Annotated in this window: 10 protein-coding genes; 8 read left to right on the top strand and 2 right to left on the bottom strand. The window is 64.6% G+C overall.

Features of this window, described 5'->3' with window-relative positions; all coding sequences use genetic code 11:
* Positions 1 to 110: 110 nt before the first annotated feature.
* From AB7C87_RS11835 to AB7C87_RS11815, 5 genes are all read left to right on the top strand, one after another.
* Positions 111 to 1,052 (top strand): 1,4-dihydroxy-2-naphthoate polyprenyltransferase, encoded by a 942-nt coding sequence (locus AB7C87_RS11835; RefSeq protein ID WP_369729669.1) that lies wholly within the window; start codon positions 111 to 113, stop codon positions 1,050 to 1,052.
* Complete coding sequence (locus tag AB7C87_RS11830) at positions 1,049 to 2,134, top strand: mandelate racemase/muconate lactonizing enzyme family protein (protein ID WP_369729668.1); 1,086 nt, start codon at positions 1,049 to 1,051, stop codon at positions 2,132 to 2,134. The genes AB7C87_RS11835 and AB7C87_RS11830 overlap by 4 nt, the downstream gene beginning before the upstream one ends.
* Entirely contained in the window at positions 2,131 to 3,750 is a 1,620-nt protein-coding gene (locus AB7C87_RS11825) for a class I adenylate-forming enzyme family protein (RefSeq protein WP_369729732.1), read from the top strand. The genes AB7C87_RS11830 and AB7C87_RS11825 overlap by 4 nt, the downstream gene beginning before the upstream one ends.
* A gap of 51 nt (positions 3,751 to 3,801) precedes the next feature.
* Positions 3,802 to 4,146: a glutaredoxin family protein gene (locus tag AB7C87_RS11820; protein WP_369729667.1), complete on the top strand. Its 345-nt coding sequence runs from the start codon at positions 3,802 to 3,804 to the stop codon at positions 4,144 to 4,146.
* 164 nt (positions 4,147 to 4,310) lie between these two features.
* A complete protein-coding gene (locus AB7C87_RS11815) occupies positions 4,311 to 4,892 on the top strand; it encodes a DUF7110 family protein (protein WP_369729666.1) in 582 nt (193 codons plus the stop codon).
* A gap of 60 nt (positions 4,893 to 4,952) precedes the next feature.
* Here the strand turns inward: AB7C87_RS11815 and AB7C87_RS11810 are convergent, their stop codons facing one another.
* Positions 4,953 to 6,125: an MFS transporter gene (locus AB7C87_RS11810; protein ID WP_369729665.1), complete on the bottom strand. Its 1,173-nt coding sequence runs from the start codon at positions 6,123 to 6,125 to the stop codon at positions 4,953 to 4,955.
* 753 nt (positions 6,126 to 6,878) lie between these two features.
* Here AB7C87_RS11810 and wecB point away from each other — a divergent pair.
* The gene (gene wecB, locus AB7C87_RS11805) at positions 6,879 to 7,988 is read left to right on the top strand and encodes a non-hydrolyzing UDP-N-acetylglucosamine 2-epimerase (protein ID WP_369729664.1); all 1,110 of its coding nucleotides are present in this window, start codon (positions 6,879 to 6,881) and stop codon (positions 7,986 to 7,988) included.
* Positions 7,989 to 8,338: 350 nt separating this feature from the next.
* Positions 8,339 to 9,310: a phosphoadenosine phosphosulfate reductase family protein gene (locus tag AB7C87_RS11800; protein ID WP_369729663.1), complete on the top strand. Its 972-nt coding sequence runs from the start codon at positions 8,339 to 8,341 to the stop codon at positions 9,308 to 9,310.
* A gap of 12 nt (positions 9,311 to 9,322) precedes the next feature.
* Here the strand turns inward: AB7C87_RS11800 and AB7C87_RS11795 are convergent, their stop codons facing one another.
* Entirely contained in the window at positions 9,323 to 9,955 is a 633-nt protein-coding gene (locus tag AB7C87_RS11795) for a DUF4013 domain-containing protein (RefSeq protein ID WP_369729662.1), read from the bottom strand.
* A 246-nt stretch (positions 9,956 to 10,201) separates the two neighbouring features.
* Between AB7C87_RS11795 and AB7C87_RS11790 the strand changes: the two genes are divergently transcribed.
* The gene (locus tag AB7C87_RS11790; protein WP_369729661.1) at positions 10,202 to 11,536 is read left to right on the top strand and encodes an ABC transporter substrate-binding protein; all 1,335 of its coding nucleotides are present in this window, start codon (positions 10,202 to 10,204) and stop codon (positions 11,534 to 11,536) included.
* Positions 11,537 to 11,547: the final 11 nt, after the last annotated feature.

The following is an 11,547-nucleotide window of genomic DNA, read 5'->3' as shown; positions in this document are numbered from 1 at the left end:
AGTTTCGCTCACGTAGACGTTTCGAGTGCGTGGGCAATCGTGTGCGGATGGGTGGTCGTGTGCGCCCGCAATGCCAACGTTGACACTCTCTCGAGTGGGACACTCGAGCGATGAGTACGGCCGAGGTCGAGATGTCACGGACGAAGGCCTGGGTGATGGCCGCCCGGCCACAGACGTTGCCAGCGGCCGCCGCGCCGATTATCGTCGGAACGGGTCTCGCGATGGCCGAGGGCGTCTTCGCGCCGATACCGGCGCTGATGGCGTTCGTCGGCGCGGCCCTAATCCAGGTGGGAACGAACTTCGCGAACGACTACTACGACGCGATCAAGGGTGCCGATACCGACGACAGGGACGGGTTCACGCGCGTCACGCAGGCGGGAATCATTCCGGCCGAGCGGGTGAAACTCGCGACGATCGTCACGTTCGGACTCGCGGTACTCTCGGGAACCTATCTCGTCTACGTCGGCGGGCTCCCGATTCTCGTGATCGGACTCGTGAGCGTCCTCTGTGGGTGGGCGTATACCGGCGGCCCGTACCCGCTTGGCTACCACGGCCTCGGCGACCTGTTCGTCTTCGTCTTCTTCGGAATCGTCGCCGTCGTCGGCACCTACTACGTACAGGCCGCGTCGTTCGCCGAACCGCTCGCGACGAGCGTTCCCCAGGGGACGATCACCCGCGAGGCGGTGCTCGCGAGCCTCCCGATTGCGGGGCTCTCGACGGCGATCCTCGTCGTGAACAATATCCGTGACCGCGAGACCGACGCCGAGACCGGAAAACGAACGCTCGCGGTTCGCCTCGGCTACCGGTGGAGCCGAATCGAGTACACCGCGATGGTCGGCCTCGCGTACGCCGTCCCCGTCTGGTTCTGGCTGGTCGAGGGGATCGGCCTCGGCGTCTTGCTCCCGTTCCTGTCGCTTCCCTACGCCGCCTTCACGGCCCGAACCGTCTGGACGCGGACCGACGGCGAGGCGCTCAACCCGGCGCTCGAGGCGACCGGCAAGCTCCTGGCGATCTACGCACTGCTGTTCGCGGCCGGGCTGGTGATCGCATGATCGAGGACCGCCTCTCCCTCGAGTACCGGCAGTTCTCGCTGTCGCTGTCGTCGCCACTCGAGACGGCCGACGGGCGGATCGAGAGCCGGGACGGGTTTCTGGTCAGGGTCGTCGACGGGGATAGTAGAGAGGACGGGAAACCCGACGACGCGACCGTCGGCTACGGCGAGGCGACTCCGCTCGCCGGCTGGACCGAGTCCGTCTCGGATTGCGAAGCGGCTCTCGAGCGCGCGCGAGAATCGATTCGCGGGAGTGTGAACGAGGCTCTCGAGGCGGTCGAACGCCAGGTCGCGGCCCGGCACGCGGTCTCGCTCGCGCTCGCCGACCTCCAGGCAAAGCGGGAGGCGACGCCGCTGTACCGGTATCTCGGACGGGGGCCGATGGTCGGTCGCGTGCCGGTGAACGCGACGATCGGCGACGGCGATCCGTCGGAGACTGCCGCCGACACTCGCGAGGCCGCCGAGCGTGGATTCGGAACCTGTAAGCTGAAAGTGGGGATCCGAAGCGTCGAGGAAGACATAGAGCGGATTCGCCGAGCCCGCGAGGCGACCGGAGACGGTGTGACACTCCGCGCGGACGCAAACGAGGCATGGACCTTCGAGGAGGCCGAGACCGCTCTCGATGCGTTCGACGAAATCGGCCTCTCGCTGCTCGAGCAACCGCTTCCGGCCGGCGCCCTCGAGGGACACGCCACGCTCCGGAAGCGATCCAACGGCGTACTGATCGCTTTGGACGAGGGGTTACTCGAACACGGCGTCGACGCGATTTGTGAGGCGGGGGCGGCCGACGCCGTCGTCCTGAAACCCATGGCGCTGGGCGGCATCGACGTCGCGCGCAAGATGGCGGTCTGGGTGAACGAACTCGGATTGACGCCGATCGTGACGACGACGATCGACGGCGTCGTCGCGCGCACCGGAGCGCTCCACCTCGCGGCGTCGATCCCCGACGTTCCGGCTTGCGGGCTCGCGACCGCCGAGTTGCTCGCCGAGGATCTCGGACGTGATCCTGTCTTGCTCGAGAACGGGGCGGCCGTCGTCCCGCAAGCGAAAGGGTTGGGCGTCGACGGGGTGTGGGAGGAGTGACGGGCCACCCCCTCGAGTGGCCGACGCGTGATCTCCTCACCCACCGCGTCGCGACGAGTCCCGACGCGACGGCCGTCGTCGCCGTCGACGACCGGGAGTTCGACGCGGGGGCGGAGTGGACGTACGCCGAGTTCGACCGGTGTGTCGATCGCGTCGCCTGCGAACTCGAGGGCGTGGTCGCACAGTCGGACGAATCAGTATCGCTTGGTTCCGACGACCGCCTCGGCGTGTTGATGGACACTCGTGTTGCGTTCGCCGCCGTCTACTTCGCCGCCACGCGCCGCGACGTCGCGGTCGTCCCGCTGAACGTCCGCGAAACCGCCGCGGAACTCGAGTCGAAGGTTGTGCGGACGGAACTGGATGCGATCGTCTGCGAGGCCGGAACGGAATCGCTCGCGCATTCTGTCGCGAGTTGTCCCGTCGCCTCCGTCGACGACTCAGACTGCGGCGGAGTACGGTCGATTCGGTCGGCGTTCGAGGCCAACAGGGACGCGAACACCGCGTCGAGAGCGAATGCACCGACCGGCGGCGACGTGACTCCGGTCTCGCTCGAGCGCGACCACCTGATCATGTTCACCTCGGGGACGTCCGGAGAGCCGAAGGGCGTGCGTCTGACGGTCGGCAACCTCGTCGCCAGCGCCACCGCCTCCGCGTTCCGTCTCGGCGTCGATCCCGACGATCGGTGGTTGTGCTGTCTCCCGATGTACCACATGGGCGGGCTGGCGCCGGTCGTCCGGTCGACCCTCTACGGGACGACGGTCGTGATCCAGCGGGAGTTTTCGCCCGAGGCAACCGCTCGCGTGATCGATGAGCGCGGAATCACCGGCATCTCGCTCGTCCCGACGATGTGCAAACGGCTCCTCGAGGCGGGGTGGCGCCCGCCCGACTCGCTTCGGTTCGTCCTGCTGGGCGGTGCGCCGGCGACCGACGAGTTGCTCGAGCGCTGTCGCGACGCCGGCGTTCCGGTCCACCCGACTTACGGCATGACCGAGACGGCTTCCCAGATCGCGACCGCAACGCCCGAGGAGACGGCCGAGTACGAAGGAACCGTGGGTCGGCCGCTCGTCACCACCGACGTCGCCATCGTCGACGACGAGGGTGAGTCAGTTCCTCCCGGAGAAACGGGCGAACTCGTCGTGTCGGGGCCGACGGTGTCGCCGGGCTACCTCGAGTCGACTCACACCGAGCGAGCGTTTTCCGAGATGGGTCTACACACGGGCGACGTCGGCTACAGGGACGATGGTGGACGGCTGTGGATCCTCAACCGCAGGAGCGATCGGATCGTCACGGGCGGCGAGAACGTCGACCCCGGCGAAGTGGTCGACGCATTGGGATCTCACCCGAGCGTCGACGACGCGGCAGTTGTCGGCCTCGAGGACGAGGAGTGGGGCGAACGCGTCTCGGCGCTTTTGATCCCGACCCACGACACTACCGCGCGCGCACTCGAGATCGAACCTATTCTCGAACACTGCTCGACTCGCCTCGCCGACTTCAAACGGCCGAGGACGATCGCGGTCGGCGCCTCGCTTCCCCGGACCTCGTCGGGAACGGTGGACAGGGCGGCGGTGCGTGACAGACTGCTCGAAGACGGGATCGACGTGACCGACGCCCCCTAATCGACGTGGGACAAGGCAAGGCATATCCCGTCGACGGCCGTAACCCCGCACATGGATTTCCCACCGAATCAGGGTCTCGATCAGGAGGAGGTCGACGAGCAGGTCGAATCGGTACTCGCGGACAACGAGGTTGTTCTCTTCATGAAAGGGACGGAACTGATGCCACAGTGTGGCTACTCTCGACGCGCGCTCGGACTGATCGACCAGTACCGCGACGAGTACGAGACCGTCGACGTCCTCGAGTCGCTCGACGAGTATCGCGTGGCACTCGAGGAACACAGCGGCTGGGAGACGATTCCACAGACGTTCGTCGACGGTGAGTTCGTCGGCGGATCGGACATTCTCGTGGAACTCGAAGAGCGCGGCGAACTGGCCGAGACGCTCGACGCCGAGTAACGGATCGCTTCGTGGCTGTTTCCCTTCGTGCTCTACGGAATCCATCCTCGAGCGTCGGAGTTGAATTTATCCGGAGGGAAACCACACGTAGTTAATAGCAGATCATATAAGTCACGCGCCCGTACTAGCAGGTACGAACACTGTCGTCGCACACCTTCCCCACTATGTCAACAGAGGATTCCAGACACGTATATCGGTTGCACTCGACGCTCGAACTGCCGCTCGAAGATCTTCGCGAACACATCGACGAGGCGGCGTTCCCGGACGGGATCGACGACGTGGAGATCACCCGGCGAAACAACACGCTCATTCTCAAAGCGGTCGCCGAGGACCAGTCGGTCAGCAAGTACACTCCGAGCGCACAGCTCAAAGCCAGCGTTACCGAAAACAGGGTGTACGAGGAAGATCCCGACGAGCGACGAAACTCCTTCCGTTGGGACGAGGAAGAAGAAGAGGAGATCGAATCCGAACTCGTCGAGTTCGCGGCGTTCAAGGGCGATCGTGAGACCGTCCTCCAGAACTCGTTGCTCCAGTACGAGATGTTCCTCGTCCTCTGTGAGATCGCCGAAGCCGCCGAGAAAGGAACGCTGACGGCGATCTCGGAACACGACGGCGACCTCGAGGCGACCCGGATCGTCGAGGGAGAGCCGCGTCCGGCCAACATCGAAGTCGTCGAGGGCCCCCGCGATCACGGCTCCGGCGAGTCCGGCGTCAACTGGCGGGACAACAAGTTCATCACCGACTAACCTCCTGGTTCTCGAGGTCCGATCTCCCGATCGACCAGCCTCGGGCACGGAATGTTCTCGTTAGTAGCCGAGTTCGAGCAGTTCGTTCGCGAGGAGTGTAAGAAACGAGATGAAAAAGAGGACGGCGAGCGTGGCGAACGCGACGGGCCAGCCCAGGAAGTCGGCCGTGAGTCCGACGCCGGCGGAGCCGGCGGCCCCGACAACGGTGTAGACCGTCCGCACGAGGCCGAAGCCGGCGCCGCGTTCCTCACTCGAGAGCTGATCGATGAAACGCGGGTCGAGCGCGGAGAAGAAACTCGAGCCCAGACCCGCGAGGAGGATGGCGGCGGAGACGACGAGGAGGTCGTCGCTGAACAGAAAGAGTGCAACGCCGACCGCGCCGGCGATCATCGATCCGGCGATCGCGAAGTCACGGCCGTAGGCATCGGAGACGCGGCCGAGACCGACCTGCGCACACGCCCGAACGACGAAGAACGCGGAGAACGCGATGCCAGCTACCGTCGGTGAGTACTCGCGGAACTCGATCAGAAACGTCGGGAGAAACGACATCAGCCCCTGGACGACGTACGTACCCGCCATCGCGATCACCAGTGGGAAGGCGATTGTCGGCCGGGTGAGAAGTCGTCGCAGTGGTGTGAGTTCGAACCGATCGCGCATCGGCTGGGACGGACGCCGGGGCTCGGTCGGTCGGATGCGCCACAGAAAGAGGACGAATATGGGGGTGCCGACGAGGACGGCGAGCGCGACGGCGGGGCGCCAGCCGTATCGGACGCCGACCCAGGCGGCGGCTACCGGTGCGATCAATCCGGCGAGTGGGCCACCCAGCGAGTGGATGCCGACCGCAGTCCCGAGGTCGTCGTACGTCCGCGAGAGGAGCGTCGTCGCTACGGAGTAGTGGAGCCCGGCGACGCCGCCGAGGGCGACCGCACACAGCACGAAGACGGCGAACACTGGAGAAATCGCGAGCAGGAGGCTCGCGACTGCGGTTCCGCCCACGGCGACGAGGATGACCGGTTTCTCGCCGTATCGGTCCGCGAGGACGCCGCTTGGAAACTGCGAGAGGCCGTAGGCGAGCCACATTCCGCTCAGGGCGAACCCGATTCGTGCGTTCGAAATCTCGAAGTCGCCGGTGATGAGCGGCACGACCGGACCGATCGCCATCCGCGCGAAGTAGGTGACGAAAAACGCGAGCATACAGAGGACGAGTACGGTGTGTCGGTAGCGCCAGTCCATGCCAGGTTCGGTACGTCACCGACTCGGGCGGAAGCGTATGAGCGTAGTGTTTTCCGACGTTTCGTTCGGCTCACACGTCCGGACTCGGTGGCGATCGAAGAACGCCCGAACTCGCTTACGGACGAGAGACCGCGGACTGAGTGGTCGTACTCGAGACCCGACACCGACTCGACTCGAGGGACGGCAGTACTCGAGACCCGACACCGACTCGACTCGAGGCGGATCCGGGAGAAAGTGGGGCGTAACCCTCCAGAGTCGATCGAACGGTTACGCTACGAATCGAGCCGACGCCGTACTTGGACGCAGACGCGCTGTCCCGGGAGGAACGTCGAACGGAGTTGGTCAACCGATCGACGAATCCTACCGACCGGTAAGGCGGACGCTCGAGGCACTAGGACCTACGTTAGTGTCCGCGTTTCTCTCGGCGAGCGGGCGTAGGGGCGTCGGTTTCGTGAACGTCGCTTGTGCGAAAATCCGGGTAACAGCCAGATAACGATATACTCCGTTCTAGAACGGGTGACTGCCATGAATCACGAGGTGATCGCACGTGTGGCGTCTCCGTTCTGAGCGCTCTCCGTCCTCCGACTGCCTGTTCGATCCAGAAATCTCGGTACGCGGGGCGAGTCAGGTCACAGTACGCAGGGCGAACTGGGGTACTACCGGACTCGAGGCGAGGCCATCCACGAAAACGACGGCGCGGCCGAACGACGGCGGGAGAACCCAGAGGGTCGTGGGTCGGAGGTGGGGGTACTGATGCGGGTCTGTTCGGTCGTCGGTGCCAGACCGCAGTTCGTCAAGGCGGCGGTCGTCTCCCGGAAACTCCGCGAGGCTGGCGAGGAGATTCTCGTTCACACGGGCCAACACTACGACGAAGAGCTCTCCGACGTCTTCTTCGACGAACTGGACATCCCGGAGCCGGGGTACCACCTCGGGGTCGAGTCGGACACGCACGGCCGCCAGACGGCGAAGATGATCGCGGCGCTCGAGCCCGTCGTCGAAGAGATCCAGCCCGACGTGTTGTTACTCTACGGCGATACGAACTCGACGCTCGCGGGGGCGATCGTCGGCTCGAAACGCGACGTCACCGTCGCACACGTCGAGGCGGGACTCCGAAGCGATAATTGGGAGATGCCCGAGGAGGTAAACCGGGTGCTGACCGACCACGCGTCGGATCTCTGTTTCGCGCCGAGTGAGGCCGCGGTCGCCAACCTCGAGAACGAGGGAATTACGGCGGGCGTCCACTGGACCGGCGACGTCATGTACGATGCAATCCTCGACGCGCGAGAGCGCTCGCGACGGCGGTCGACGATCCTCGAGGATCTCGGCGTCAGTGAGAATGGATTCGTCTTGGCGACGGTCCACCGCGCCGGAAACACCGACGATCGGCCGACGTTGACGAGGATACTCGACGGACTCGCCGATGCGCCGCGTCCTGTCGTTTTCCCCGCCCATCCGCGGACGGTCGGCCGTCTGCGGGAGTACGGACTCTGGGCTCGGGCGACGGACGAACTCGAGGTGATCGAACCGCAGGGATATCTCGATTTCGTCCGACTGCTCGACGCCGCCGAGCGCGTCGCGACGGATTCCGGCGGCGTCCAGAAGGAGGCGTTCTTCCTCGGAACCCGCTGTCTCACGCTTCGAGCCGAGACTGAGTGGGTCGAGACCGTCGACTGCGGATGGAATAGACTCGTCGGTGCCGATCCAGACGCGATCCGTGCGGGGCTTCGCGAGGAGTGGACGCCGGAGGCCAACCCCCATCCCTACGGGGATGGGGCAGCGGCTCGCCGGATCGTTCGCCTGCTCCAGCGAGGCCTCGACGCCGACGAACCCGACCGGGCGTTCGAAGCGCCGACGCTCGACTGATCGCCACCGCTGGTCCGTTCCGATCGGCAGGCACGTCCAGTCGAGAACCCTTCCCCATGTTTCGGTAGCACCCAATATCGCCGGGGTCTGTCTCGCCGGCTCGAAACTCGATTCGACGACGTCACGCCACGAGTTCACGCGTTTCACGAACACGACCGTCAACTGATCGACGAGAGAACCGCCTCGAGACGGCCCAGATGTCGAGATCATGAATAACAGCGAATCGTTCGGCAACTCGAGTGGTCTACGCTATCGACGTCACCACAGCGTCCGGCCGATCTCAGTTTCCGTCAGAGGTTTCCGGTCTCCCAAACGGTTTAAGTATGGTAATTATATCTAATTACACGACGATGCCAACGAACTTCCCCGAGTACGTCGACGTCGACTACGACGACGGCGACGGCGAAGATCCGGCCGACTACCCCCACATCAACGACAGAATCGAGAAAGCGATCGAGGTCACTCGAGAGGGACTCGAGCAATACGAGAATCCGGCGGTCATGTGGACCGGCGGAAAGGACTCCACGCTCGTGCTCTACTTCGTGAAGGAGGTCGCCGAGCAGTACGACCTCGAGGTGCCGCCAGCGATCTTCATCGACCACTACCAGCACTTCGACGAGATCCACGACTTCGTCGACCGCTGGGCCGACGAGTGGGACCTCGACGTGATCTACGCGCGCAACGAGGACATCGGCGACTACGTCGAGGAAAACGACTTAGAGCCCGGCGACGACGTTCCCGTCGACGAACTCTCCGAGCACAACCAACATCACGTCGAGAACATCCTCGAGTACGAAGAAGAGACGTTCCCGTTCCTGCTCGACACCTACGCGGGCAACCACCTCCTGAAGACCGTCGCGCTCAACGACGCCTTAGAGGAGTACGACGTCGACGGCGTCATCTCCGGCGTTCGCTGGGACGAACAGGAGGCCCGAGCGGACGAGACGTTCTTCTCCCCGCGCCACGATCCGGACATCTACCCGCCCCACGACCGGATCCAGCCCATCCTCCAGTTCGACGAGGCGGCGGTCTGGGAGGCGTTCTGGAACTTCGTCGTTCCCGACACCGTCGCGGAGTTCCCGGACGACGGCTACGTCCCCGAAAGCGACGACGACCTGCCGAACGACCTCGAGCAGGACGACATCCCCGTCTCGCCGAAGTACTTCGCCGGATTCCGGTCGCTCGGTAGCGAGATCAGCACCGAGAAGTCGGACGAAGATCCGGCCTGGCTCCAGGACCTCGAGGGGACGACCGAGCGCGCCGGCCGCGCACAGGACAAAGAGGACCTGATGGAGCGACTTCGCGACCTCGGCTACATGTAGCCACCGCCGAGTTCACTCCGTCGCGGCGGCGTATCCGCGTCCGACCCGTCGACTCGCGACGAGAACCGCGTAGGTGCCGACGAACGAGCCGATGACGGCGAAAATCCCGCCGATATCGACGAACGCGCTAGCGATACCGATGCCGACGAGGAGCACGATCGAACCCGACGCCCAGCCGACGAAGTAGACGGCGTCGCCGGCTACCGCACCGAGTCCCGTCAGTCCCCCACGGAGCGATCCGGTTCGAGCGTAGTTCGCCAGCGCGATCGGTACGAGATACGCGTACGCCGCGAGCATCGCCAGGACCGCGGTCGATCCGACGAGGACGAAGAGGGCGTCCGCGTCCGTCGGCGGCTGATCGCCGCCGGTCAACAACAGTATGGAGATCAGCGCGGCCCCGACAGGAACGACTCCGTACCCGACGACGAGAACAGTCGCTCCGAGACTCCGGCCCACGAGCGCGCGCTCGAGAAACGGTGGCGGCTCGTCGCTTTCACCTACGAGGACCGTCGCGACGTAGCCGACGAGGGGAACGAGTGTGACGATCGGGATCACGATTGCGTGGACGAGAACGCAGAGCCACGCCGAGAGCAGGGCTTTTTCGGCGTGGTCGCCCCGAAGCGGATAGCCAAGCGCCTCCCTCATGGCGAACCCTGGTCACTCCGGGCTGTTATACTGTTCGTTGTCCGCCCGCGAGCGGCTCGTGGGACGCGCTTTCAGAACCGACGATCCGGTGGCGACTCGCGACTCGTCACCGTCGATAACTCGAGCGCCGCGGTCGTCCAGGACGTGTCTCGTTACCAACCTTATAAAATATATAACTACTCAATACGGAGTAAATACAACAATCTTATGTGAGTCTTCATCGAAAGCGAAGTGGAAGCAAGACCCATGGGGAAGGAAAAACGACTTTCACGACGACGGTACCTTCAAGGCACCGCGGCGGCCGGCGCGGTCGCCTTCGCTGGATGTGCGGAGGACGAAGAGATCGACGACGGAAACGGGGACGGTAACGGAGACGCCGGAACCGACGACGACACCGGTAACGGCGACGGTGACGGGGAGGAACTCGAGATCGTCCACTGGTGGACCGCCGGTGGGGAGGAGCAAGCGCTGAACGCGTTGCTGGACGGCTACCAGGAGGAGTACCCCGACTACGAGATCGAGGACAATCCGGCACCCGGCGGCGCCGGCGCGGCCATCGACGCCGCGATCCAGACGCGGGTCATCGACGAGGACCCGCCGAGTACGTTCCAGATCTGGCCCGGCGAAGCGCTCAGACCGTACACCGATGCCGGTGCGCTCGAACCTGTCGGCGATCTCTGGGAGGACGACGCCCACGACGCCTACGTCGAGGGGGTCGTCGACGCGGCCAGTCCCGAAGGCGACATCGTCTCGGTCCCGATCAACATCCACCGGCTGAACAACGTTTTCTACAACGTCGAGGTCGTCGAGGATGCTGGTATCGACGTCGACGCGATCGACAGCCCCGAGGATCTCGTCGACGCCTTCGCGACCGCCGAGGACGCGGGCTACGTCGGTCTCGCCCAGCAGACCCAGGAGCCGTGGGGTATCCTTCAGTTCTGGGAAGTGATCTTCACCGGCCAGCACGGCGCCGATACCTATCAGGAGTTCCTCGACGGCAACGCCGCCGATCTCGAGGAGGAGATCTACGAATCGCTCGCACTCGTCGCCGACTCACAGGAGTACTTCAACGAGGACGCCGGGACGGTCGCTTGGGACGAAGCCAACGCCGACGTCATCACCGGTGACGCCGCGTTCCACCACAACGGCGACTGGGCCGCCGGCGAGTATCAGGCGGCGGACGACTTCGAGTACGGTGAGGACTGGGAGTACATGGCTGTCCCCGGTACCGAGGACGTCTACACGCTGGTCATGGACTCGTTCGTCATGCCGACGAACAACCCGTCGCCGGAGGCGACGGAGGCGTTCATCAACTACTGTTCGACGATCGACGCCCAGGAACGATTCAACCCGCACAAGGGTTCGATCCCGCCACGAACCGACGTCCCGACCGACGAGTTCCCGCCGTTCTTGCAGGATCAGATGGCCGACTTCGAGGCCTCCGAGACACAGGTCACGTCGATCTCACACGGAAGCGGCTTAGAGCCCGCCCTGGCGAGCGAGGTCGAAGAGGAGTTCGCGGTCTTTACGGACAACTGGGACCCCGACGAGACGACGGAAAACCTCGTCGCTATCTTCTAGGCGACGCCTCC

It is taken from the genome of Natrarchaeobius versutus (assembly GCF_041205745.1).
Lineage (GTDB): Archaea > Halobacteriota > Halobacteria > Halobacteriales > Natrialbaceae > Natrarchaeobius > Natrarchaeobius versutus.
This window is presented reverse-complemented; position numbering and strand designations above follow the sequence as displayed.